Below are 25,283 nucleotides of genomic sequence, written 5' to 3' on the forward strand. Positions count from 1 at the left end.
TGCGGCGATGAGGCGCATAATCAGATCCGGACAACTCGGGGAGATCGTGGATGGTGTCGCTGTTGGACGTCGATATCCTGGCGGGCCCGATGCTGTACGTCGTCTACGGAATCGCCGCGGCACTGGTCATCCTCGCGGCGAGCGGAGTGTTCGGCCTGCTCGGGAGCAGGCGCGTCTGGGTTGTGCGGACCAGCGCCGCGGCAGTCCTCGGCGCGGCCACCGGGCTGGTGCTGTCGTGGTTGATCGCGGATGTCTGGAACACCTTCGGGGCGCCGGTGTCTGCCGGAACACGAGCCTGGGGCTGCGCCACTTTGGCCGGAATCGCGGTGGCAATCAATGCGTTCTGGCGCACCCGCTGGTGGACCAAGGTCACCGCGGCGGTCACGGTGGTGTCGGTCCTCGTCGCCGGCTTGCTGGGCATCAATGCCGACATTGGTCAGTATCACTCCCTGCGGGCCGTCTTCTCGACGCAGATTCGACCGATCGCGTTGCCTCCGAAACCAGCCGCTTCACGGGCACCGTTGCCGGAGGCCCGGCCGCTGTGGCAATCCTGGAAGCCACCAGCGAATATGCCGGCGAGTGGGCGGCTGGGTGCCGTGAGCATCCCAGGGGTGGTTTCGAAGTTTCCTGCTCGGCAAGCCGTGCTGTACCTTCCTCCGGCGGCACTGGTAGCGGACGCGCCGCCACTTCCGGTGGTGATCGTCTTATCCGGTCAACCCGGGCAACCGATGAACGACTTCCAATCGGCGAATCTGCACCCGATGCTCGAGGCCTTCCAGCGGGCCCACAACGGCTTGGCCCCTATCGTGATCGCCCCGGACCAATTGGGAACGCCGTTCGCTAATCCGATGTGCGTGGATTCTCGCCTGGGCAACTCGGCCGAGTACCTGACCGTCGACGTTCCGGCGTGGATCCGGAGCCACCTGCACGTGCTGCCGGGTGCCGCATCCTGGGCTATCGGCGGATTCTCGCAAGGGGGCACCTGTGCCATTCAACTGGGGGCAGCGCATCCAGAGCTGTTCGGCGCCATCCTGGACGTGTCCGGCGAACTCGTGCCCCGCAACGGCAGTCCACAGCACACCATCGCGGTCGGTTTCGGCGGGAACGCTGCCGCATACCAGCGCGCGAAACCGGTGAACATCCTCGCTGCCCATGCACCGTACGCAGACATGACCGCAATATTCGGGGTCGGTCAGACGGATGCTCGTTACACCGCCTGGGCACGCCAGGTGGCGAAGGCGGCCGCGACCGCGGGAATGACCACCACGTTCATCGTCGCGCCCGGCACCGGCCATGATTGGCACACCGCGTCGTATGTGCTGGCAGCCGGCATGCGCATCCTCTGCGCGAAGTTCGGACTTGCCCGGTCATGATCGACATTGTTCTGCGGTACCTGCGACGGATTCCGGTGGCCCTCGGGTTGGCAGGCCTCACCGTCGCCGTTGCCATAGCGACCGGCGGGTTCGCCCGAGGCCCGCTGCCACGGGTTCGAGAGCAGTTCGGCACCGGACTGGATCCGTTCCTGGAGCACCACAATTATTTTTCGCCGATCACCTCGGTCTTTCTGGTCAGGGGGATCGGTGAGCTGATCGTCGTCGCCGTCGGCATTGTGATCCTGGTCGGCCTCGCCGAGCGGTTGATGGGCTGGTGGCGCACCCTGATCGTGTACCTGGTGAGTGCGGTGGTTGGGGCCGCGGCCGGGATCGGGCTGCAAGCCCTGGGCCTGGACTTTCACGAACTCTGGTCGATGGGTGTCAGGGACTTGACCACGCTGGACCCGTTCACTCCGATCGCTGGGGCCGTCATGGCAGGCAGCGCCTTCGCCGGACCGCTGTGGCGTCGCCGGATCCGCGTGCTCGGCTTCTCGATCCTGATCATGTTCCTGCTGTACTCCGGCCAGCCGGGGGACCTTTTCCGACTCCTCGGCGCGCTGGTGGGGTTCCTGCTCGGCGTGCTGATGTCACCGGGAAAACCGCAGTTGCGATGGCAGCGCAGTTCCCACAGCGAGACCCGCGGCCTTCTCGCCGCCGTGCTGGTCATCACCGCGGTCGGTCCGCTGATCACGGTGTTCTCGCGCGCCAAATTCGGGCCGCTGCATTCGCTCGGCCTGCTCTTCCGGGACGTGTTGCCGCGGCTTGGGACCGTCACCCAGCAGTGCCGGCTCGACCTGCGCACCAACACGTGTCTGCGCGATATTGCGCTTGCCCGGTTGGACGGACCGGGTCCCGTGTTGCTGACCCTCCTGCCCCTGCTGGTCCTACTGATCGCCGCGTGGGGCATCCTGCAGGGCAAGCGCTTCGCCGCGTGGCTGGCGATCGGCGTCAATCTCCTGCTGGCGGTATTGGCCGGCTACTTCTATGGCTTCATCCGGCTGTCCGGCATGCCGTTCGCGGTGGTGAGTTCGCGTGGCCCGCTGGAGGCGACCATCGAATTGGTCGTCTCGGTGCTCGTCCCGTTCGTCGTGGCATTACTCATTTTCGCGAACATCCGTCACCTCACCGTGTCGGTCGCCCGCCGGCTCGTGGTGAACTATCTTCTGGCAGTCGCCGGCGCGTTCGCACTGTTGTCGAGCGTGTATCTCGTGCTCGGGTCGCTCACCCGGGATCAGTTCCGACCCGGAATTTCGATCGATGAATTGATCACCGATCTGCCGCAACGATTCGTGCCGGTCGGCTTCCTCGGTGTGGAACGGATCCAGTTCGTGCCGACAGGCACGATCCCACGGCTGTTGTACCAGTGGATCGGCCCGGCGTTCTGGCTGGTAGTTCTTATCGGCGCGATCGCACTGACGGCATCGGTGTTCGACCACAGCCGGGCCGAAGACCGGGACCGCGCCCGGGATCTGTTGGAGCGCGCCGGCGGCGGCTCCCTCGGATTCATGACCACCTGGTCCGGCAATCGCTGGTGGTTCACCGACGACGGCGCAGCTGCGGTGGCGTATCGGGTCGTGAACGGCGTCGCCATCACGACCTCGGAACCGTTGTGCACCGTGGACCGGAGGGATGCCACCGTGCGGCAGTTCGCGACGTTCTGCGACGACAACGGATGGATCCCGGTGTTCTACAGTGTCCACGAGGAGTTCAGGCACATCTTCGCCGCAATGGGGTGGAGCGTGATGGTGGTCGGAGAAGAGACCGTGTTAAGACCGGCGACGTGGTCCATGAAGGGCCGCAAATGGCAAGACATCCGAAGCTCCATCAATCGGGCTGAGCGCAGCGGCATCCGGGCCGAATGGACGAGTTATACCAGGCTGCCGTTGCACATGTCGAGTCAGATCGAGGAGATCTCGGAGCAGTGGGTGGCAGAAAAAGGCCTCCCCGAACTCGGTTTCACGCTCGGCGGGCTGGACGAGCTGAAAGACCGCGACGTAGCCATCATGCTCGCGGTCGGCCCGGACGATTGGATCGAAGCGGTCACCAGCTGGATGCCATGCTACCGAAACGGCGAGGTCATCGGATGGACGCTCGACTTCATGCGCCGCCGCCCCGAGAGCATGAGTGGTGTCATGGAATTTCTCATCGCGTCCTCCGTGATTCACATGCAGACCCGCGAGATCGAGTTCATGAGCCTGTCGGCCGTCCCACTCGCGCAAGAGGGACGGCCCTCCAACGACCGCGACAATGGAATGACACGATTGCTCGCCTTTATTGGGGCAGCTTTGGAGCCGGTGTATGGATTCCAGTCACTCCTGCGGTTCAAACAGAAGTTTCAACCGGAGTACCGGCCGCTGTTCATGGCATACGCCGACCCGTTCACCCTGCCGGCCATCGGCACAGCTATCGCTCGCGCCTATCTGCCGACCATGTCGATGAGCGCGACACTGCGCTTCATGCGCAACCTGAGATAGGGCGTCCTTCGCCAGCTGCGGTAATACAGGTACACAATGAAGTGAGGAAGGTTGGTGCGTGGCGATGGGAACGACGGAATTGGGCGGACAGGCACAGCGGATGCAGAAGGCGTTGTCTCCGGTACTGGTGATCGGACCCGATTTTCTCGCCGGCCGATGTGACGCCGACGACATGGCGCACACCATGGTGCAGGCGGTGCAGGAGTTCGTCGACGGCGAGCGGGCGCGCCAGCAGGGTAGCGTGCCGTCCGACGCGGATGCTGCGCCGGCTCCGGTGAGTAAGACGCCCCCAGAACTCCAAGCCGCGCTGGCCGAGATCTACACCTGCGGGTCGGGATACCTCGCCGACCGCTGCGACTCCGACTGCGTGGCGCGCACGATGGTGCAGATCATGGACGAATTCGGCGACCTGGCCCCGGCGCGCTGAAAGCGGGGGCAGAGTCCCCCGCCCCCGATTTTGCCGTTGACGTTGTCCGTGCAAGGCTTGTCCGGTGCTGCGGATGCAGAGCAAAACTTCAGTGTCGTTGATGCCCTCCGCAGTCCATCGATAAGCGCCGGGGCCGGCCACCACCAACCACGGAGAAACGATGCTCGGAAAGCTCCTCGTCCGCTATCTGAAGCAGTACCGATGGCTGCTCATCGGCGTGCTCCTGTTCCAATTTGCGTCGGCCATGGCCTCCCTCTACCTTCCGAGCCTCAACGCCGACATCATCGACAAGGGCGTGGCCAAGGCCGACACCGGGTACATCTGGTCCACCGGAATCGTCATGCTCATCATCTCGCTCGGCCAGATCGTGTGCGCGATCCTGGCTACCTACTTCGCCGCCAGGGCCGCGATGCTGATGGGGCGCGACATCCGCAACGACGTTTTCGAGCGGGTCACCGCCTATTCAGAGCGCGAGGTGGCGCAGTTCGGTCCCGGGTCGCTGATCACCCGCAACACCAATGACGTGCAGCAGGTGCAGATGCTCGCGATGATGGGCGCCACGTTCCTCGTCACCGCGCCGCTGTTGGCCATCGGCGGCATCATCATGGCGCTGCGCCAGGATGTCGGCCTGAGCTGGTTGATCGCCGTCGCCGTGCCGGCGCTGTTGCTCATGGCCCTTCTCATCATCGGTCGCATGGTGCCGCTGTTCCGCAGCCTGCAGCTGAAGCTCGACGCGGTGAACCGCATCATGCGCGAGCAACTGACCGGCATTCGGGTGGTGCGCGCCTTCGTGCGGGAGAACATCGAGGAACGACGCTTCGCCGCCGCCAACCACGACATCATGGTCATCGGCCGCAGGGTTGGCGAACTGTTCGTGCTGCTGTTCCCGCTTGCGATGCTCGTGCTGAATGTCACGGTCGTCGGCGTGATCTGGTTCGGCGGCATCCGGGTCGACAACGGCGACATCGAGGTCGGCACCTTGTTCGCCTTCATGGTGTACATCATGCAGATTCTGATGGGCGTGCTCATGGCGAGCTTCATCACCATGATGATTCCGCGCGCCGCAGTCAGCGCCGAGCGGATCAGCGAGGTGCTCGCGAGTCAGTCCACGCTGACCAGGCCCACGGATCCCGTCACCGTGTTCCCGACCCCGGGCACGGTGGAATTCCGCGACGCGAGCTTCACCTACCCGGGCGCGGAACACCCGGTACTGGCCGGCGTCACCTTCCGCGCCCAGCCCGGCGAGACGGTCGCGATCGTCGGTTCCACCGGCGCGGGCAAGACCACCCTGGTTTCGCTCATTCCGCGGCTCTTCGACGTGACCGGCGGCAGCGCGCTCGTCGGCGGAGTCGACGTGCGCCAGGCCGACCTCGATCTGCTCTGGGACGGTATCGGATTGGTGCCACAACGGCCGTTCCTCTTCAGTGGCACCGTCGCATCCAACCTGCGGTTCGGTCGCGAGAGCGCCACCGATGAGGAGCTCTGGCAGGCCCTGGAAATCGCCCAGGGCCGCGACTTCGTCGCCGAGATGGAGGGCGGTCTGAGCGCCCGCATCGCGCAGGGCGGCACCAACGTCTCCGGAGGGCAACGGCAGCGGCTCGCCATCGCCCGTGCGATCGTGCACCGGAGCGCCGTCCTCGTGTTCGACGACTCGTTCTCGGCCCTGGACCTCACCACGGATGCCCGGCTGCGGCAGGCGCTCTGGCGCGAACTTCCCGAGGTGACCAAGATCGTCGTCGCCCAACGTGTCTCCACCATCGTCGACGCCGACCGCATCGTGGTGCTCGACGACGGACGCATGGTCGGACTGGGCACTCACCACGAGCTGCTGGAAACCTGCGAAACCTATCGCGAGATCGTCGAATCCCAGCTCGGCGTGGAGGCCCAGTCATGACCGCCAGCACCCCGGCCCCGCTGTCCGAGGAGGAGAAGCTCGAGCTTGAACTCGCCGAGCAGGCCCGCCTCGGCGCCGACGACTGGATGAGCATCAAGCCAGGCAAGGCGGAGCACTTCGGCACGAGCTTCAAGCGGCTGATCGGCCTGCTGCGGCCGCACGCGGTGGCCTTCGTCTTCGTCTCGTTCCTCGGGGCGATCGGCGTCGTGCTCGCAGTCATCGCGCCCAAGGTGCTCGGTGAGGCGACCAACATCATCTTCGAGGGCGTCGTTTCGAAGATGCTGCCCACGGGCGTCACCCAGGCCCAGGCCGTCGACCAGCTGCGCGCCTCCGGTCAGAACGAGCTCGCGAACATGGTCTCTGCCATGCATCTGACCCCGGGTCAGGGCATCGACTTCATCGGCCTCAGCCGCGTGCTGATCGTGGTCCTCGCGCTGTACCTCGCGGCGTCCTTCCTCAACTGGGTGCAGGGCTACGTGATCAACGCGATCATGATGACGACCATGTTCCAGCTGCGGGAAGACGTCGAGACCAAGATCAACCGGATGCCGCTGCGCTACTTCGACAAGGTGCAACGCGGCGAGCTGATCTCGCGGGTGACGAACGACATCGACAACATCACCCAGACCATGCAGCAGTCGCTCTCCACGGCGCTGACCAATGTGCTCACCGTCCTGGGCGTGCTGATCATGATGTTCACGATCTCCTGGCAGCTGACCCTCGTGGCGCTCGTGAGCCTGCCACTGATGGCGGTGATCTTCGGCATCATCGGGCCGAAGTCGCAGAAGGCGTTCGGAATCCAGTGGCGCAAGGTCGGGCGGCTGAACGCCCGGGTCGAGGAGTCGTTCTCGGGACACGCGCTGGTGAAGGTGTTCGGCCGCGAACAGGATGCCCTTACCGGATTCAAGGCCGAGAACCAGGAGCTGTTCGAGGCGTCGTTCAAGGCGCAGTTCCTCTCCGGCATGATGATGCCGGCCATGATGTTCGTGGGCAACCTCACCTACGTCGGCATCGCCGTGCTCGGCGGGCTCATGGTCGCCGGCGGCCAGGTGCGCCTCGGCGACGTGCAGGCGTTCATCCAGTACTCCCAGCAGTTCACCCAGCCGCTGTCGGAGCTCGGCGGCATGGCCGCGGTCGTGCAGTCGGGCACCGCCTCCGCCGAGCGGGTCTTTGAAATGCTCGACGCCGACGAGCAGGAACCGGATGCCGAGGATGCTCAGGCCCCGGTGGACGGCGACGGCACGATCGTCTTCGAGAACGTGCAGTTCGCCTACACGCCGGAACGGCCGCTGATCCGCAACCTCAGCTTCTCCGTCGAGCCGGGGCAGACGGTCGCGATCGTCGGGCCGACCGGTGCGGGCAAAACCACGCTGGTCAACCTGATCATGCGGTTCTACGAGTTGAGCGCAGGGCGCATCCTGGTCGATGGGCAGGACATCGCCGGTCTGCGGCGCAATGACGTGCGTGCGCGCACCGGAATGGTGCTCCAGGATCCGTGGCTGTTCGCCGGAACGATTCGCGAGAACATCCGGTACGGGCGGCAGGATGCCACCGATGACGAAGTGCTCGAGGCAGCGAAGACCACCTATGTCGACCGCTTCGTGCGCTCGCTGCCCGACGGCTACGACACGCTGCTCGACGAGGAGGCGTCGAACGTGTCGGCGGGGGAGAAGCAGCTGATCACGATCGCCCGGGCCTTCGTGGCGCGGCCCAGCGTGTTGATCCTGGATGAGGCGACCAGCTCGGTCGACACCCGCACCGAGTTGCTGCTGCAGCACGCGATGGCAGCACTGCGGGCCGGGCGCACCTCGTTCGTGATCGCGCATCGACTGTCGACCATCCGCGACGCGGACCTGATCCTGGTGATGGAGCGGGGCGACATCGTGGAGCACGGCACCCACCCGGAGCTGATCGGGCGAAAAGGTGCGTACTGGCGGTTGTACAACTCGCAATTCGAGCAGGCGGCCACCGACTTGGATGCTGAGGCCGCGGTGCACGAGGGGCCACAGGACCTGGCGGCGGGTTCGGCCGACGACGACAGCCGCGAGTCCAACGACGCCCGCGAGCCGAACCGCGAGACGAACACAGAGTACGCGGGCTAGCTCACACCGATCCAGCGGCGTATCCGAGATGCACCGTACCCATCCTTCTCGGAGGAGATCGTCTCGGTGGCCGTGTCGAAGTGGCCATACGGGGGCCGGCCGCCGGCGAAGGTGACATCCACCCGGGCGACACGACGATGGCCGAACTCGACGTAGCAGACACCGTTGCCGTCGTAGGTGCGTGTGGTCTCGCCGGAAGTGATCCGCGCGGTGATCGCATCCGCCACGACCGCCGCCTGACCCTCGGCGAACACCCCCGCCTTCGGGGTGCCGACGCTGGTGACATCTCCGATCGCGAAGACGTCCGGGTAGTCGGTTTGCAGCGTCAGCGCATCCACGGGCACCCAACCGCCGACGGCCAGCCCCGACTCGGCGACCACGGCCGGCACCACATGCTTGGGCACACCCAGGAAGAGGTCATAGGGCATGGTGGACCCATCGGCGAACACCACCTCGTGAGCATCCGGGTTCAGCGCCGTGATCTTCCGCTGAGGGTGCCATTCGATATCCCGTTCCGCGAATGCGGTGAGCAGCGCTTCGGATGCGGCCGGTACCGGGGGCACCGGGCTCGGCAGTGGCATCACCACCGCGATCTCGCAGTCGGCGCGCAGCCCGCGGCTGGTCAGGTACTCGTGGATCAGCAGAGCCGTTTCGCTCGGCGCCGGCGGGCACTTGAACGGCGTCGATGTGACGCCAACGACCACCCGGCCACCGCTGAATCCGGCGATCACGTCGCGCACCGCGAATGCACCGCGGTTCGTATAGAACTCGTGTCCGTCCTCGACAAGCCCGGGCGTCGCCGCCGGGTCGAGGTCCGCGCCGAGCGCCACGACAAGGAAATCCGCATCGAACGTGCCCGCATCGGTGTCGACCCGCTTGGTTGCCGGGTCGATCGAGCGGATGGTGGTGCGGATGAACCGCACTCCGGGCTTGTCGATCCGGTCGTAGGGGTGGCTCACCTCGGCGGCGGTGCGTTTTCCGAACATGACATCAAGCTTGGAAAAGCCGAACACGAAGTGGTCACGCCGGTCGATCAGGGTGATGTCGACGGCGGCGCCGAAGCGTTCCGACAGGCCGGCAGCCAGTTCCAGCCCGCCGAAGCCGGCACCGAGTATGAGAACACGCGTGGTCATCTAAGCAACTCCCGTTCCGCTAGGCCCAGAATAGCGTCGGCCGGGCGAACGAGGGCGTTGCGCGGATTCAGACGTGCAGGGCGGGCCGGTAGATGAGCTCTTGGATGTTGCGGTCGAGCGTTCGGGTCTCGAGCAGCTCGAGGTCGAAGTCGGCCGCTCCCTGAAAGATCGGGGCTTCCCCGGTTTGGCCGGTGATGACGGGGAACAGCGTCACTTGCACGCGGTCGACCAGGCCAGCAGCCATCAGCGCTCGGTTCATCGCCAGGCTGCCGTGCGAGCGCAACGGCACCTGGGACTCCTGCTTGAGTCCGGCGACGACGTCGACGGCGTCGCCGCGAGCGACGGCCGCGTCCGGCCAGTCGAGTGGCTCTTCCAGCGTGGTCGACACCACGGTCATGGGCAGGTTCCGCATCCGGGTGACCCAGGGGTCGCGCACGTCGGAGTCTTCGGTACTGGCGGCCAGCATCTGCGTAAACAACCGATAGGTGTGAGCACCGAAGATCATCCGCTGCTCTTGGTTGTACAGGGCGAGGCGGTGGTCGAGCAGTTCTGGGCCTTGCTTGCCCCAGTAGCCGGTCCAGTTGCCGCCGGCGCCGCCGAATCCGTCAAGGCTGGAAAAGACGTCGAAGGTGTAGGTAGCGGTCACGGTTGGATCCTGTCAGGCAACAGCACTTCCCTGCATTTCCAATCTATATCTCAGTGGGGGTCTTGCCGCAAGGCCCCGTTCGTGCCTGAGAATGGTCGATTGTGACTCTGACTACTGGCGCCTTTGACCTTCCCGACCGACTCGCCGCCAAGGCGGACCCGGCGCTGATCGCCGCCGACGATGAACAGTTCACGAAAATCGCCAACAGCCTCAAGACCGCCATCTCCGACCTCACCGACCGGCTCGATGCGGAGCGGAGGGCGCCCGGCAGGGCGGGCCAGCAGGCGCTCGAACGGGATCTGGAAATCCACCGGCTGACGGCCCGCCTGCGCGCCCTGCGCCGCTTCGGGCTGGACCTGTGCCTGGGCCGGATGGTCAGCGCGGACAACCCGGAACCGGTGTATGTGGGGCGGCTCGGCCTCGCCGACAGCGACGGGCGCCGGCTGCTGGTCGACTGGCGTTCCCCGGCTGCCGAGCCGTTCTTCGGAGCGACCCACGCTCACCCGATGGGACTGATCAGCCGCCGCCGCTACCGGTGGACCCGCGGCCGGATCAGCGACTACTGGGACGAGGTGTTCACCCCGGACGGGTTGCACAGCAACGCGGCGCTGGACGACCAGTCCGCCTTCATCGCGAGTCTCGGCAGCAGCCGGTCGCCCCGGATGCGCGACGTGCTCGGCACCATCCAGGCCGACCAGGATGCCATCATCCGCGCCGGCTCGCGCGGCGCGCTCGTGGTCGACGGCGGCCCCGGCACCGGGAAGACCGTCGTCGCGCTGCACCGCACCGCCTACCTGCTCTACTCCGACCCCCGCCTGGCGCGCAGCCGCGGCGGGGTACTGTTCGTCGGACCACACCAGGGCTATCTCGCCTACGTCGAGGACGTGCTGCCGAGCCTGGGAGAGGAGGGCGTGCAGCTGTGCACCCTGCGCGATCTGGTCCCCGAAGGCGCCACGGCCACGGTGGAGACCGACCGCAACCTGGCCCGGCTGAAAGCATCCGCGCGGCTGATCGCTGCGATCGAGACAGCCGTCACCTGGTACGAAACGCCGCCCGCCCAGGGAACGACGATCGAGACGCCGTGGTCGGATATCTGGCTCAGCGCCGCCGAGTGGGCCGAAGCGTTCGATGCGGCGGATGCGAGCACGCCGCACAATGAGGCACGCGACCAGGTCTGGGAGGCGCTCCTCGACATCGTGACCGACCGATTCGACGACGAGGAGGTGCCCCCGCACCTGTTGCGCCGATCGCTGCTGCGGAACGAGGAACTGACCGGAACGTTCGCCAGGGCCTGGCCATTGCTGGACCCGGCCGGCATCGTCGCCGACCTGTGGTCAGTTCCCGCCTACCTGAGCCGCTGCGCCCCGTGGCTGACCGCCCACGAAGTCCGGATGCTCCAGCGCCCCGAACCCCGAGCCTGGACGGTGTCCGACCTGCCGTTCCTCGACGCCGCACGCCTTCGGGTCGGCGACCCGGATGCCACCCGCCGCACGCGGCAGCGTGCCGCCGCGCTCGCTGCCGAACGCGAGGAGATGGACCGCGTGGTCGACGACCTGATCGCCGCCGACGACTCCGAGTTGCTGCTGATGTCGATGCTGCGCGGCCAGGACCTGCAGAACACGCTGGTCAACGAGGCCGCGCTGCCGTCAACCAGTCCGGACCTGCTCGCCGGCCCGTTCGCGCACATCGTCGTGGACGAGGCCCAGGAATTGACGGATGCCGAGTGGCAGATGCTGCTGAGCCGCTGCCCGTCCCGCAGCTTCACGATTGTGGGCGACCGTGCCCAGGCCCGGCACGGCTTCACCGAGTCGTGGCAGGACCGGCTGGAGAGGGTCGGGCTGGAGAAGATCCGGCTGGCGTCGCTGACCATCAACTACCGCACGCCGGAAGAGGTGATGGCGGAGGCTGAACCGGTCATCCGAGCGGTGATGCCCGACGCCAACGTGCCGACCTCGGTCCGCAGCAGCGGCACCCCGGTCATGCGCCGGCCGACGTCGGAGCTGGGCTCCATCATCGACACCTGGCTCGCCGCGCACGCCGAGGGGATCGCCAGCGTGATCGGGACTGGAGACATCCGAACCGGCCCGTTGCCGACGACCTCCCGCGTCCGATCGCTGACCCCGGTCCTGGCCAAGGGTCTCGAGTTCGATCTGGTCGTCCTCATCGACCCGGACACGTTCGGCTCCGGCATCGAAGGAGCGGTCGACCGCTACGTCGCGATGACTCGAGCGACGCAGCAACTGGTGATCCTCACGACCGCTGGTGCCAAGCGGTAGCCGTGATCGAGGGGTCAGCCGCCGCGTTGGCCGGATTCTCGCCGCAACGGCGGTCCGCTCAGTCCGCGTCCAGCTCCTCGAGGAGGCGTAAACCGCGCTGAGCCCAGGCGATCTCGCCTTTGGCCTGCTCGATCAGCCCCTCGTAGGTGAACCGCTTGAAGGCAACCGTCTTGCGACGTTCTGCGGCCGCGGTGACGGCGAGTCGCCGACGCAGCATGGGATTCGAAACAGTGTCGATAGCCTCGAGCTCATCCTCCCAGATCCCGAGCTGCTCGGTGTGGTGGGCGATGTGCCCCTGGAAGAATTCGCGGGCGGCGGCGGTGCTGGCGGATTCGAGGTAGGCGGCACGCAGGTGCGCGGGATCGCGCACGCGCGCGTAGACGAGAGGCTCGTTCATCCAGTCGACAAAGAACTGATCGCCCTTAGCGGTGACGCGGTACTGACGCTTCTTGCCTTTGGTGCCCCATGGAAGCACCTCACCCTCGATGAGCCCTTCCGCCTCCATCTTGCGCAGTTCCGGGTAGATCTGGGAATCGGGCGCGTGCCAGACGTGGCCGACCGAGACCGAGAACTGCTTCTGCAGGTCGTAGCCGGTCAGTGGACTCACCCGCAGCAGAGCGAGCAAGGCGTGGCGCAAGCTCATGGATGCCCCTTCAGGTGAGCGCGAAAAGTCGGCCGGTGTCGCGGCACGGCGGTGCGTGGAAAAGGCCGGGTGGAAATGACCGAGTGGAAATGACCGGTTGGAAATGAACGGGGAGAAGCACGGGCGCGAGCCGCGGGCTTCTCCCCGGTGTTCAGGATCGTGCGGCGACTACTCGTTCTTGTAGCCGGTGCGCCAGCCTCCCTTGTACTCAGCGCGAGCGACGGTGGAGTACGGGACGGGGCTGACGACGACGCGAACCTCGGTCTGCTCGTGCGGCTCGACGGAGGCCTTCGAGCTGCCGCCGTTCGGCTCTCCCCAGACGACCTTCAACTCGGTGCCCTCGGGGACATCCGGGTTGACGGTCGCAAGCGACAGGGCGCGACGCTCGTTCGAGCTGTAGCCGGTGAACATGGAGTAGCCGACAACCGTGCCGTCGGCATCCACGACCGCGTCGTAGTTCGCCGAGCCGTAGTTGGCCAACGGCAGGTCGAAGAACTTGTAGTGCGGTCCATCGACGTTCAGCAGTGAGCCCCAGACCTTCGTCAGGTCCTCGGCGTTCCAGGCAAGCGTGACCTTCTTGCGCTGGGTGGTCGGGTCGATCTTCTCCAGCGCGTCGCGGCCGATGAAGTCGTGGTCGAACTTGACGAACGTGCCGTAACCGAGCTCCCACGGGGTGAGGTAGTAGTCCTCGATGTTGTCAGAGACGAAGGAGCCGGCAAGGGTGCCGGTGGCCTCGTAGCTGTCGGCGCCGAGCCACGCCCGGTAGCCGGCCTCGGCCTCACCGGTGTAGATGGCCGGCAGCGGCGACGGGATCCAGCCCGACTCCAGCGTGTTCGACGGGTAGGCGCGCGATCCGACCGGGACCAGGCCGAACTCGACCCCGGCATCCACGATCGCGTCGCGGATGCGGTCGTGATCGGCGTAGGGACCCCAGATCTCCAGGCCCGGCGCGCCGGCCATGCCGTGGCGGAGCGTGCGTACCGTGGTGCCGTCGATCGTCATGGTGGACATGTTGAAGAACTTCAGCTGCTCCAGCGGACCGCCGTTGAGCTTCTCGATCACTTGCCAGGCGTTCGGGCCCTGGATCTGGAAACGGTAGTAATTGCGGCTGACCGAGTGGCCGTACGGGCGTGAGGGCGAACGGCGGTCCACGACAATCTCGAGGTTCTTGTAGTCGCCCGTTTCGCCGTGGTAGAGCAGCCAGTTAGCGGCTGGCGAACGGCCCACATATACGTACTCGTCCTCTGCCTCACGGAACAGGATGCCGTCGCCGATGACGTGGCCGCCCGCGGTGGTGGGTACGTATTGCTTGGCCTTGTTGACCGGGAACACGGCGGTGGAGTTGATGATCGTGTTGGAGATCAACTTGATCGCGTCGGAGCCCTTGAGGAACAGGTTGTCCATGTGGTGCGACTGGTCGTAGAGCACGGCGGTGTCACGCCACGCCTTCTGCTCCTTGATCCAGTTCTGGAAGTCAGCCGGAACAACGGGGTAGATGTACGAGCCGATTTGCGACTCGCGCAGGAGTTCGACGGGGCTTCCCGCCGCGTTGATCACGTCCTGCAGGTTCTTTGGTGCCATATTTGTTTCTCTTTTCCTTGTGATGGTGGTGGATTGGTCGGGGTGGTCTGGATGCCGCGGGGTGCCGTGATCGCCGGGTCGGGCTCAGAAGACGATGGTTTGTGTTCCGTGCCGGATGACGCGGTCCTCGGCGTGCCATTGCACGGCTCGGGACAGCACCGCGCGCTCGACGTAGGCGCCGCGTGCTTGAAGATCGGCAGCGGTCATCGAGTGGTCGACGCGTGCGACATCCTGCTCGATGATGGGTCCTTCGTCGAGGTCTTCTGTGACGTAGTGCGAGGTCGCGCCGATGAGCTTCACACCGCGTTCCTTGGCTTTGCGGTAGGGCGCAGCGCCGATGAACGCGGGCAGGAAGGAATGGTGGATGTTGATCACCGGCACACCGACCCCCTCGAGGAAGCCATCCGAGAGGATCTGCATGTACCGCGCGAGGACGACGAAGTCGACGTTGCCGGCGAGCAGTTTGACGATCTCGGCTTCCGCGGCGGACTTGTCCGGCCCCTGCGAGGGGACGTGAAAGAACGGTATCCCGAAGGAGCGCACCCCCTCGGCGGTGGTGGTGTGGTTGCTGATGACCATCGGGATGGTCACCGGCAGTTCCCCGCGTCGGTGACGCCACAACAGCTCCAGCAGGCAGTGGTCGCTGGTCGAGACCAGGATCGCCATGCGCTTGGGGATGGACTGGTCGGTGAGGGTCCACGTCAGGTTCAGCGGGGTGAGGGTCTTGTCCAGGTCCGCCTCGATCTCGGGGATTGCGGCCTGCAGGTCGGGCCGGTGGAACACCACCCGCTGGAAGAATGCGCCACCATCCGGGTTGTCGGTGAATTGGTCCAGAGTGACGATGTTGCCCCGGTTGCGGGTGATCAGCGCGGCTACCGCACTCACGATGCCCGGTTTGTCCGGCCCGTGCACAATCAGACAGGCGCGGTTGCGCAGCACTTCCATATTCATCGCCATTGATGCATCCTCTTCTAGTTTTTCTTCTAGTTTTTCGGCGCGTACTGGGTAGCCCAGTCCGCGGTGGCCTTGAGGCCGCCAAAGGTATAGAGGTGCAGCTTCACGCTCTCCAGCCCACCGGTGCCTGATCCTGTCGATGGATCGGCCAGCAGATTCCCCAGGGCGGTGACGAACTTGTCGGGGCCGGCAGTACCCATCAAGTTGGTCAGCGAGAAGCCGTACTTCTTCACGATCATGGCGTTGGCGCCCACGCCGAACCGGCGGGCGAAGCTGATCAGCCGCTTGATCCCGGCGGGGCCGGGGGTGCCGATCCTGATCTGGGTGTCGATGCCGTGCCCGCGCACCTGCTTGATCCACGCCATCACCGGGTCGGTGTCGAAAGAGAACTGCGTCAGGATCGTTGCCGCAAGTCCCTGTTCCTTCAGGCTCGCGGACTTGTCGGCGAGGTGCGACCACAGCACATCCGTCGGGATGTCGGGGTGGCCTTCCGGGTACCCGGCGATGCTGACGTGTTTCACCCCGTACTTCTGCAGCACACCGGAGCGGATCACCGACAAGGAGTCCGGGTATGGGCCCTGAGGTGTGGCCGGGTCCCCGCCCACGGCGAACACATTCTCGGTGGCCCCGACATCCTGTAGTGCAGCCAGAAAATCCTCCAGCTCGGCCTGTGACGAAAGTCGCCGCGCGGAGACATGGGGTACCGGGGTGAACCCGAGTTCCCGTACCGCCTTGGCCGCCGCCACCCGCATCTCGAGATCCTCGTTGCCCAGGAACGTCACGTTGATTCGGGTGCCGGCAGGGATGCTGTCCTTCGCCTCGATCAGACCGGGTACATCCTTACCCGTCATCTCCAGCGAATAATTCGACAGCAGGTCCACTCCGGGACTCGTGGTGTTCGTCATTGAATCGATGTCCTCTCCACCCTCAGGTGCGGCAGCAGTGCGCGTTCTCATCAGAATAACTATCTGTGTAGTTATTGTCTACTGTGTGTCGTTTATTACGGCGGTCTTTCAGGTGTTGGTCGACAACTCGGTGAGTCGGCGTTCCAAAAAGCGCCGCTCGGTGCCGTCGTCCGTGAGCTCGCGCCCTCCGATAGGCATCCTGCGCCTCCTCGATGTGTCCGAGCCGTCGCAGCAGTTCGGCCCTGGTCGAGTGCAGGTAGCGAAAGTCGTCGAGCCCGAGCCCGTCGAGGATACGCAGCCCGGCCTGCGGTCCTTCGGTCTCGGCGACGGCGATGGCGCGGTTGAGCTCCACGATGGGTGAGCCGGTCAGGCGGCCGAGCTCGCCGTACAACGCCGCGATCTGCGCCCAGTCGCACGGCACCTCGGCGTGCAGCGCAGCGATGGCGGCCTGCAGAACATAGGGCCCTCGGCCGCGCAGGGCGAGCGCCCGATCGAGTTCGGCGCGTCCGGCGGCGATCTGCGCCGTGTTCCACCGGGATCGGTCTTGATCGGCGAGCAGTACGAGTTCGCTGTCGCTGAACCGCGCCTCGCGCCGAGAGTCGTGCAGGAGCATCATCGCCAGCAGCCCGTGCACCTCGGGCTCGGTCGGGAGCAGTTCGGTGAGAGCCCGACCCAACCAGATCGCCTCGGCGGCGAGTTCGTCACGGCCGCCGTAGCCTTCGTTGAAGATCAGGTAGACGACGGCGAGAACGGCGTCGAGGCGCTCGCCGAGTAGGTGAGCCGGTGGCACCCGGAACGGGATCCCTGCGGCTTTGATCTTGCGTTTGGCCCGTACCAGCCGCTGCGCCATGGTGGCCTCGGGTACCAGGAAGGCTCGGGCGATCTCGTCCGTGCTCAGCCCGCCGAGGGTGCGCAGTGTGAGCGCCACCTGCGCCTCGATTGCGAGGGCGGGGTGACAGCAGGTGAAGATGAGCTCCAAGCGCTCGTCCGGAAAGATCATGGACGTCATCGGCACCTCGGCGCGATTCTCCGCAGCGAGCAGGCTGAACTTGGTTGTGAGAGTGCGGTTGCGACGGATGCGATCCGTCGCTTGGTTTCGGGCGGTCCTCATCAACCAGGCACGCGGGTTATCGGGAACGCCGTCGCGCGGCCAGCGGTCGGCGGCGATCGCGAATGCCTCCTGCGCGGCCTCCTCGGCGAGGTCGAAGTCGCCGAGGAAGCCGATCAGGGTGGCCAGAACGCGGCCCCATTCCTCGCGGAAGACCTGTTCGAGCGTCGTTACCAATACACCTCCGAGGGGCGGATCTCGACGGCGCCGCCATAGCGTGCTGCCGGCACGCGGGCGGCCACCTCGATGGCCGCGTCCAGATCATCGGCCTCGAGAATGAACCAGCCGCCCACCGCCTCCTTCATTCCGACGAACGGTCCATCCGTGGTCACGGTCTTGCCGCCCTCGAGCCGTACCGTGGTTGCGTTTTCGGGCAAGCCCATCGGCAGCCCGGGGGTGACGCCCGGCGTCTGGTTGATCGCCTGGTAGTCGGCGGCGACCTGCTTCTGCTCCTCCTCGGGGAGTGCGGCTTGCCGTTCGAGTGCGCCGTTTTGATAGATCATCATGATGTACTTCATCGCTAGCCCTTTCGTCGTGACCAGTGTGGTCGTAGTAAGACGAACGGCGAGCCCCCAAATCGACAACTCAACGAGAAAATCTGAACGCTGAGTCAGCTCGCCGCTTTCGTCACGAGGGCAGCGATCTTCTTCTCGTCGGCCTTAGTCAGTTTCGTGAGGGCATAGGCGGTCGGCCACATGCTGCCTTCGTCGAGGTTCGCCGCGGCTTCGAATCCGAAGGTCGCGTACCTGTTCTTGAACTTGTCGGCGCTTTGGAAGAAGCAGACCAGTTTGCCGTCCTTGGCGTAGGCGGGCATCCCGTACCAAAGTTTCGCTTTGAGCTCGGGTGCGCTGGCCTTGACGATGGTGTGGATGCGTTCGGCCATGGCGCGATCGGATTCCGGCATCTCGGCGATCTTGGCGAGCACATCGTTTTCGGCATCTGCGTCTTTGCCCCGGGCCGCCTCCGCCTTGAGTTCCTTGGCGCGCTCTTTCATCGCGGCCTTTTCTTCGTCGGTGAACTGGGGCGCTTTGCCCTTGGTAGGGGCCTTCGGGCTGGACTTTTTCGTGTCGCTCATGACTGGTTCCCTTTCTGTCCTTCGCGCTGCGCGCGTTCCTCGGAATCCTCGAGTTCCTCGAACACGGTTATCTGCTGCCCGCCGGGCCCCTCGAGCCTGGAGTTGAGTGACCGCCACGGTGTCTCGCGTGGTTCGCCAACGATGACGGCACCGGCACGTGCAAGTGTCGTTGTGGTGCCGCGACCATCGGACACCTCAAACGCGAGCCGGATGCCGGGGCGCTGTACTTGCCCTGTTTCGAGCTGGTCGATCATCCGTTTCTGGGCGGGATTTGCGATTTCGAGTGTGGCGCGGCCGGCCTCGAGAATCGCGACGCGTGCCGCGCCGTCACCCTCGAATGCCAGCTCTTCGGGCAATCCAAGAGCGTCTCGATAGAAGGCGATAGCGGCGTCGAAGTCCTCCACCTCGACAACCACACGGAGTTGTAAGGCGCCTCCGGAATCGTTCGTCGTCATGTTCATGGTTGCCAGGTTAACCCGGACGCCCTACCCCTGTCGGCGCACCATCTCCGCGATCCAGGCGGGTGCGAACGGCGAGGTGCAATTCGGGGGAGTCGGGTAGTCTTTCAAGACTTCGAGGCGCTCACCGATGTCAATGGCGCGGGGACGGAGGTCGGCGTGCTGTATGCCGATTTCGGCCAGGCAGTGGTTCATCGACCACTGCAGGCGGTCCGGGGCATCCTTCATCTCCGACTCGACGGTGTCGAGCAGTCCGGTCAGGTTGAGCACCTCGGGATTCTTGGCCACCCGATCGGTGGTCAGCTCCCAGCCGGCGCTGGCGACCACCGGGTCGGCATCGGAAAACCAGCGCAGCCGCAGCTCCTCGGCGTGCGGGTTCTTCTTCACTACGTAGTTGACGAGCCAGTCGTGCACCTTCGGGGCGCGAGCCTGCCGCAGCATCGCATCCAGCTGGTCGGCTTCGTACAGCTTCGGCCGGCAGATCAGGATCGCCAGCAGCCGGGCCGCGGTGTCATCCGTCGCCCACAGCTCGGCTGCCAGCTCGTGCTGAATCTTCAGGCGTTTGGCAAGCTGACGCAGCTTGCCGAGGTTCACGCCGTGGTCGTCGCCGCGCTTCTCGTTCGCCTCGCGCACCTTCGGGTCCGCGAGAGCAGCCAGCTCGGCCATGACGTCGGGCAACGGTTTTTCTTGCACTGCACTTCCCTTTGTCCTCACCATGGGCGCCCGTGAGCGCCCGACTGTGCTGCCCCCACAGTATGACGGATGCGCCTGAGGCTGACGAGGCATTCCGCCGGGTTCTGAGCCCCGATGCTCAGTTCCGTCAGGAGCGTGCCGGCACCGGCGACGAGGAGGTCACCGTCGCCGCATCCCGTCGCGCGGCCTTCGGGGTGAAGCAGACGCTTCCGATCATCATGATCACCGTCGTGGCCAGCACGACGAACAAGAGGATGCCGGGGCTGAAGCCGGTCAGTTGCAGAGACGCCGGGATGCTGTAGAAGAGCACGATGGTCACGAGCCCGCGCGGAGTGAAGAACAGTTCCGGCAGGATGTGACCTCGACCGAACACCATCAGGTACAGGTAGCGCATTACCAAGATGCAGGCGACGATGGCCGATCCGATCAGCAGCACGTTGGCATCCCAGAGGCTGCGGATGTCGATGGAGTAGCCGAACAGCACAAAGAACACGGTGCGGACGAGGAAGGCGGATTCCACCGTGACCGAGGTGACTGTTTCTGCGGCGCTTTCCACGTCACCGGTCGTCAAGTGCCTGTGGAACGGCCGGAAGCTGCTGTGACTCCAATTGTTGATGACGATTCCGAAGATCAGCACCGTGAGCAGGGTCGGGAGCTGCCAGGCGTGCCCGACGGCGTAGATGAGGAGCAGCACCGAGATGATGAGGAACGCCTTAACGTTCACATCCACCTTGGCGAGCAGAAAGACGAGTCCGATCGAGATGCCGATCGAGGCCAGCACGGCGGCCACCAGGCCGAGCACTTCCAACGCGACGACACCGGCGTCGAGTCGTTGGCCCGCGATCAGGAAGTTGAACAACAAAATTCCGAAGACGTCGGACAAGGCCGACTCATAGGTGAGGAACTCGCGTTTGTTCTTTGTCAGGTAGCCGATGCTTGAGGCGACGATCGTGCTGCTGATCACCGCCAGGGGGACGGCATAGACAATGCTCGATAACCACTCTTGGCCGAACGCCATGTAAATGATGATCGCGATGCCCGCCGTGGTCAGTGCCAGGACGAACAGCGAGGATGCTGTCGCGCGCTTGATCAGGGGCAGTTTGTCTTTCGACATGCTCAGGTCGAGACCCGCCTCCAGAAGGATGATGATAAGCCCCAGGACGCCGACGAACTGGAGGAACTCCAGCGGAACGTCCACCTGGGCGTCGAGGGCCGTGCTGGCTTCCCGCAGTCCGATGCCCAGCACAAGCAGCATCAGCACCGTGGGGATGCGAGTTTTGCCGCTGATGATGGAGAAGACGTAGGAAAGAACGACGACTCCGCTCAGGGCGGCGATGGCGAGGTAGGGCATAGGCACAGTGGGCTACCTTGCCACATCTGACTGTCAGTGCAAATTCCTGGTCGTGGCGCGTCGTCGTTGGCTGAACAGCCGCCGTGGGGTCGCCTATTTGACGGCTTCTTTTCTTCCGTGGTTCACCACGCTCTAGACTTCCGCGGTGAGTGTTCCCACCGTTGATGGACTTCGAACCATGGAGCTGGGTGCTCCGGGCTCCATGCGCGCGTTTCTCAACGATTGCGTGCTGAACGGCCGCAAGCGCGCCACCGCCGGACTTCCGACCTGGAGGATTGGCGGAAGCAGCACCGGGAGTTCTGGTCTCGGAGCGGCCGGAAGGTTACCGACGAGACTCCGGTGCTGTGCATCTACTTCATATTGCTCGTTGCCAGCCGCTACCAGCCACGCTTTTCGGATGCAGGGTCAGCATGAGGCGGTGCTCGTCGACCATCGCCTGCATGAACTCGTTCGGATCGGGGTGGGGCTTCTTGCTGATCGTGTTGTAGAGCGCCAGCAGGTCCTGCCCTGACTGATCACCCGGCTCACGGCTGACCGGGCCGACCTGGGCCGTGCACGCTACCGACGCGTAGGCCCAGAAGTCTGTGCCGAGCACGTGCATCGTTGCTCGCGGATCCCGGAGCAGGTTGCGGGTCTTGGCCCGGTTAGCGGTGACTGACACGCGGAAGACGGTGCCGTCGAAGGCGGTGGACACGTTGGATGACTGCGGTGACCCGTCCGAGCGCAGAGTGATCAGAATCGCTTTGTGATGAGCGCTCAGCCACTCGCGCACCTCTGGGGTGAGTGCACCCATGTGACCTCCTTCAGGTACGTGTCCAGCGCTTCGATCTTCGCATGGCACAGATGCGGGCCTTCGGTGGCCACGACTTCATGGCGTCTACCTGACGAGTTCCTTTCTCATTCCGATCACCAGCGTCGAGGCGATCACCGATAAGCCATAGAAGCAGAACATCCCGGCCGCCATCGTGAAGCCGTTGTCGACGCCGACCAACCCGATGAGCGGGGATGCGATCGCCGCCGCGGTGAGCGAAGCGGCGCCCATCAGCGCGGAGGCGACGCCCGCATGTGCCGGGTGGTCCCGCAAGCCCATGGCCTGGTTGTTCGGCGTCACTAGCTGCTGGAATCCGATGCACAACCAGGAAAACGCCGCAACGCCCGCAAGGCCGATCGTTGGGGCGGCGATCATCATGAGGGCGGCGGATGTCATTGCGCCCGCGAGGCCGACGAGGGCGACCTTGTGCGGGGTGAACCGGACCAAGAGCAGCGGACTCAGTCGGTTCATGAAGAGCATCGTGACGGCGCCGCCGGAGAGGATGAGGCCGTACATCTGTTGGGATGCCCCGTACCAGTCTTGCGCCACGAAACTCAGGCCGGAGATGTAGCAGAAGCTCGCCGCCATCATCGCGGATTGTGACAGCGCCGAGCCCACGAATACGCTATCCCTGACGACGGATTTAAGGCCGATGACGAAGTTGGTTTCCCGGAGCGATCGCCTGATCGGTTGGGTTTCCGGGAGGGCGAAGATCGCGGTGAGCACCAGCGCGGCGGACATGATGCCCTGCACGATGAAGATCCCGTGCCAGTCCGTCCACAGCAGCATGCCCGAACCGATGAGAGGCGCGACGATCGGTGCGCCGGTGGCGATCAGCAGGATTGACGAGTACCGCACCGACGAGGAGCGTCCCGCGGAGATGTCCCGTACGATCGCCACGGCGATCGCCGGTGCCGCTGCGGAACCGGCGCCCTGGAGTGCGCGGAACACGATGAGGGACCCAATATCGGGGGCCAATGCCGAGAGCACCGAGAACACGGCGTGCACGCTCAGTCCGGCGATGAGCGGCCAACGCCGGCCGACCGCATCCGACAGCGGGCCGAGCAGGAGCATTCCGACGGCCATGCCCAGTAGCGACCCGGTCAGGGTGGTCTGCACGGCCGCTTCGGATGTGGCAAAGTCGCGGGCGATTTGAGGCATCGCCGGCAAATACATGTCGACGGTCATGGGCCCGAGAGAGCACATGATGCCCAGGAGAACGATCAGGCCGCGGTGGGACTGGGTTCGGGTGCCGCTGGTCAGCTGCTGGTGCATTGCCAGTCGATCCTAACCCTGGGGGAAACGCACGCAAGCGGGCCCCGGGCAACATCGTCTACAGCAGTTCTGAGTCGGTAGGAGCGATAGCCCATAGGGCGGTCCGTTCCGCTCGCTGACCGGATCCGAGCACGATGGGGAGCATGCACCATGAGGCTTCCCACCGCAAAGATAACGGTTTGGTAACGGTGTTGTAGTCGGGTTGGTGGGGGGTGGTTTTGCTGGTTTTTGGGGGCTGGGATGTCGGTGGCTGGTGGGATTGTTGGGGTTATGGAGCAGCCGTTGCAGTTTCTGGAGGACGACGTGAAGTCGTTGCGCCGGACGTGGGTTGGTGCGCTGCCCGCGTTCGGTGGCGGTGCTGGCATCGATGCTGCCGGTGAGGTGGCGTTGATGAGTGATGCGGGTCTGGTGGCGGTCACTGGTGCGGTGGCGCATCTGGTGCGTGCCTCGGAGGCGGTGTTGGCCAGGGTGGCGGGGGAGGTCGCCAAACGCTCGCCGGCCGAGTTGGGTCGGGAGGGTCTGGCCAAAAAGCAGGGGTTTGTGAATTCGGTCAGCCTGGTGGCGGCGGCTACCGGTGGGTCGGTGGCGGCGGCGGCGCGGATGGTGCAGGTGGGTCGGGCGACCGCGCCGCGTCAGTCGTTGACCGGGGAGGTGTTGCCGCCGGCGCACCCGTACGTGGCTCGGGCGGTGAACTGCGGCCGGATCAGTTCGGATGCGGCGGCGGCGATCACCGGCATGCTGGACCGGGTCGCCGCCCGGGCGAACCCGCAACAAGCCGATGAGTACGAGCGGTTGTTGGCGGAGCATGCGGCGCAGCTGCCGCATGCTCTGGTGATCCGGATGGTGCGTGAGGCCGAAGCGCGTCTGGATCAAGACGGCCTGGCCCCGCGGGAGGAAGACATGCACGCCAGCCGGTTTCTGCACATCCGGGAGGACGAGCACGGCGTGATCCGGCTGACCGCGGCCCTGGATCCGGCCACCGGGGCACCGATCAAGGTCGCGGTCGAAGCGGCGGTCACCCAGATGATTCGGGCCCGCCGCAGCGACGCGGACGGCACCGACACCGACCACACCCCGGACGGCACCGATGCGGATGGCACGGCGGTGGGGTCGGTGGTGGGTGATGATCGGTCGGTGCCGCAGATGCAGGCCGATGCGTTGGCGATGATCGCCGGCCACACCCTGGGTTGCAGCCGGATGCCTACCGGTCCGGCGGTGACCATGGTGGTGCGCACCGAGTTGACCACGTTGACCGAGGGCCTCGGTCACGGTCACATCGACGGGCTGACCCAGCCGGTCAGTGCCGGCACGATCCGCAAACTGGCCGCCACCGCCGGGCTGATCCCGGCCGTGTTCGGCGGCAACTCGCTGCCATTGGATCTAGGCCGGGACGCCCGATTGTTCTCCTGGCCGCAACGCCTGGCGTTGGCCGAACGTGACGGGGGCTGCGCCTCCTGCGGAATCGACGTCGCCTACACCGAGGCCCACCACATCGATTGGTGAGGGTGTCAGATTGTCTGTGTAAGAGTCATATTTGATGAAAGGTTCTGACACTGAATGTCTTTGACCGATGAGATGGATTCGTCGTTGTCGCCGTCGCCTGCTGAGGAGGCGTTGAAGGAGCTGAAGGCCAGCGGTGGTCTGGACGCGTTGTTCGCGAAGATTGATGCCGGGCAGGTGCAATTGACCGGGCCTGGCGGGTTCGTGCCCGGCCTGATCAAGGCCGCGCTGGAGCGTGGCCTGCAGGCCGAATTGTCCGAGCATCTGGGCTACGAGAAGGGTGACCCGGAGGCGCGATTGTATGAGGACTCCCGCAATGGGTTCACCCCGAAAACGGTCGCATCGGAGATCGGCGATATCCAGTTGGATGTGCCCCGGGACCGGGCCGGCTCGTTCACCCCGCGCCTGGTGCCCAAGGGCGCCCGGCGTCTGGGCGGGCTGGACGACATGATCATCTCGCTCTACGCCGGCGGGATGACGATCCGCGAGATCCAGCATCATCTGACATCAACGATCGGCACGGAGCTGTCCCACGAGACGATCTCGAAGATCACCGACGCGGTGCTCGAGGAGGTGCTGGTCTGGCAGTCTCGACCGTTGGAGG

Annotated in this window: 22 protein-coding genes; 8 read left to right on the plus strand and 14 right to left on the minus strand. The window is 65.2% G+C overall.

Translation table 11 applies throughout. The features are described 5' to 3' along the window. The first annotated feature begins 50 nt into the window (after positions 1-50). From ABFX56_RS15555 to ABFX56_RS15575, 5 genes are all read left to right on the plus strand, one after another. The gene (locus ABFX56_RS15555; RefSeq protein WP_346234275.1) at positions 51-1,373 is read left to right on the plus strand and encodes an alpha/beta hydrolase; all 1,323 of its coding nucleotides are present in this window, start codon (positions 51-53) and stop codon (positions 1,371-1,373) included. Continuing rightward, complete coding sequence (locus tag ABFX56_RS15560; RefSeq protein WP_346234276.1) at positions 1,370-3,847, plus strand: phosphatidylglycerol lysyltransferase domain-containing protein; 2,478 nt, start codon at positions 1,370-1,372, stop codon at positions 3,845-3,847. The genes ABFX56_RS15555 and ABFX56_RS15560 overlap by 4 nt, the downstream gene beginning before the upstream one ends. 58 nt (positions 3,848-3,905) lie before the next feature. Then, positions 3,906-4,274, plus strand: a complete 369-nt coding sequence (locus ABFX56_RS15565) for a hypothetical protein (RefSeq protein WP_346234277.1) — start codon at positions 3,906-3,908, stop codon at positions 4,272-4,274. Positions 4,275-4,434: 160 nt separating this feature from the next. Further along, positions 4,435-6,168: an ABC transporter ATP-binding protein gene (locus tag ABFX56_RS15570; RefSeq protein WP_346234278.1), complete on the plus strand. Its 1,734-nt coding sequence runs from the start codon at positions 4,435-4,437 to the stop codon at positions 6,166-6,168. Continuing rightward, a complete protein-coding gene (locus ABFX56_RS15575) occupies positions 6,165-8,270 on the plus strand; it encodes an ABC transporter ATP-binding protein (protein ID WP_346234279.1) in 2,106 nt (701 codons plus the stop codon). The genes ABFX56_RS15570 and ABFX56_RS15575 overlap by 4 nt, the downstream gene beginning before the upstream one ends. Here the strand turns inward: ABFX56_RS15575 and ABFX56_RS15580 are convergent. Beyond that, positions 8,267-9,403 carry an NAD(P)/FAD-dependent oxidoreductase gene (locus ABFX56_RS15580; RefSeq protein ID WP_346234280.1) on the minus strand — a complete coding sequence of 379 codons (1,137 nt, stop codon included), beginning with the start codon at positions 9,401-9,403 and terminating at the stop codon, positions 8,267-8,269. The genes ABFX56_RS15575 and ABFX56_RS15580 overlap by 4 nt on opposite strands. Before the next feature lie 67 nt (positions 9,404-9,470). Further along, positions 9,471-10,049, minus strand: coding sequence for a dihydrofolate reductase family protein (locus tag ABFX56_RS15585; protein ID WP_346234281.1), 579 nt, complete (start codon positions 10,047-10,049; stop codon positions 9,471-9,473). Positions 10,050-10,147: 98 nt separating this feature from the next. Here ABFX56_RS15585 and helR point away from each other — a divergent pair, with 98 nt between their 5' ends. Further along, entirely contained in the window at positions 10,148-12,325 is a 2,178-nt protein-coding gene (gene helR / locus ABFX56_RS15590; RefSeq protein ID WP_346234297.1) for an RNA polymerase recycling motor ATPase HelR, read from the plus strand. Between the two features lie 58 nt (positions 12,326-12,383). Here the strand turns inward: helR and ABFX56_RS15595 are convergent, their stop codons facing one another. The 12 genes from ABFX56_RS15595 to ABFX56_RS15650 form a co-directional block, all read right to left on the minus strand. Then, positions 12,384-12,968 carry a PadR family transcriptional regulator gene (locus ABFX56_RS15595; RefSeq protein WP_346234282.1) on the minus strand — a complete coding sequence of 195 codons (585 nt, stop codon included), beginning with the start codon at positions 12,966-12,968 and terminating at the stop codon, positions 12,384-12,386. Between the two features lie 168 nt (positions 12,969-13,136). Then, complete coding sequence (gene ligM, locus ABFX56_RS15600; RefSeq protein WP_346234283.1) at positions 13,137-14,549, minus strand: vanillate/3-O-methylgallate O-demethylase; 1,413 nt, start codon at positions 14,547-14,549, stop codon at positions 13,137-13,139. A gap of 84 nt (positions 14,550-14,633) precedes the next feature. Next, positions 14,634-15,506: a formyltetrahydrofolate deformylase gene (gene purU / locus ABFX56_RS15605; RefSeq protein ID WP_346234284.1), complete on the minus strand. Its 873-nt coding sequence runs from the start codon at positions 15,504-15,506 to the stop codon at positions 14,634-14,636. A gap of 26 nt (positions 15,507-15,532) precedes the next feature. Next, positions 15,533-16,408 carry a methylenetetrahydrofolate reductase gene (locus ABFX56_RS15610; protein WP_346234285.1) on the minus strand — a complete coding sequence of 292 codons (876 nt, stop codon included), beginning with the start codon at positions 16,406-16,408 and terminating at the stop codon, positions 15,533-15,535. A gap of 22 nt (positions 16,409-16,430) precedes the next feature. Next, entirely contained in the window at positions 16,431-17,693 is a 1,263-nt protein-coding gene (locus tag ABFX56_RS15615; protein WP_346234286.1) for an RNA polymerase sigma factor, read from the minus strand. Continuing rightward, positions 17,687-18,034, minus strand: a complete 348-nt coding sequence (locus ABFX56_RS15620) for a YciI family protein (protein WP_346234287.1) — start codon at positions 18,032-18,034, stop codon at positions 17,687-17,689. The genes ABFX56_RS15615 and ABFX56_RS15620 overlap by 7 nt, the downstream gene beginning before the upstream one ends. A gap of 92 nt (positions 18,035-18,126) precedes the next feature. Further along, positions 18,127-18,591, minus strand: a complete 465-nt coding sequence (locus tag ABFX56_RS15625) for an iron chaperone (RefSeq protein WP_346234288.1) — start codon at positions 18,589-18,591, stop codon at positions 18,127-18,129. Further along, positions 18,588-19,052: a VOC family protein gene (locus ABFX56_RS15630; RefSeq protein WP_346234289.1), complete on the minus strand. Its 465-nt coding sequence runs from the start codon at positions 19,050-19,052 to the stop codon at positions 18,588-18,590. The genes ABFX56_RS15625 and ABFX56_RS15630 overlap by 4 nt, the downstream gene beginning before the upstream one ends. A gap of 24 nt (positions 19,053-19,076) precedes the next feature. Beyond that, on the minus strand, positions 19,077-19,766 hold the full coding sequence (locus ABFX56_RS15635) for a DNA alkylation repair protein (protein WP_346234290.1): 690 nt from the start codon (positions 19,764-19,766) through the stop codon (positions 19,077-19,079). 103 nt (positions 19,767-19,869) lie between these two features. Beyond that, positions 19,870-21,093: a cation:proton antiporter domain-containing protein gene (locus ABFX56_RS15640; RefSeq protein WP_346234298.1), complete on the minus strand. Its 1,224-nt coding sequence runs from the start codon at positions 21,091-21,093 to the stop codon at positions 19,870-19,872. A 355-nt stretch (positions 21,094-21,448) separates the two neighbouring features. Continuing rightward, positions 21,449-21,886 (minus strand): PPOX class F420-dependent oxidoreductase, encoded by a 438-nt coding sequence (locus tag ABFX56_RS15645; RefSeq protein ID WP_346234291.1) that lies wholly within the window; start codon positions 21,884-21,886, stop codon positions 21,449-21,451. 84 nt (positions 21,887-21,970) lie between these two features. Beyond that, positions 21,971-23,179: a multidrug effflux MFS transporter gene (locus ABFX56_RS15650; protein ID WP_346234292.1), complete on the minus strand. Its 1,209-nt coding sequence runs from the start codon at positions 23,177-23,179 to the stop codon at positions 21,971-21,973. Positions 23,180-23,449: 270 nt separating this feature from the next. Here ABFX56_RS15650 and ABFX56_RS15655 point away from each other — a divergent pair, with 270 nt between their 5' ends. Next, positions 23,450-24,682, plus strand: coding sequence for a DUF222 domain-containing protein (locus ABFX56_RS15655; protein WP_346234293.1), 1,233 nt, complete (start codon positions 23,450-23,452; stop codon positions 24,680-24,682). Between the two features lie 72 nt (positions 24,683-24,754). Then, positions 24,755-25,283, plus strand: a 529-nt coding sequence (locus ABFX56_RS15660) for a transposase (RefSeq protein WP_428834463.1), incomplete at its 3' end; no start/stop codon positions are given.

The organism is Parafrigoribacterium mesophilum, assembly GCF_039652555.1.
In the GTDB taxonomy this organism is placed as follows: Bacteria; Actinomycetota; Actinomycetes; order Actinomycetales; family Microbacteriaceae; genus Parafrigoribacterium; species Parafrigoribacterium mesophilum.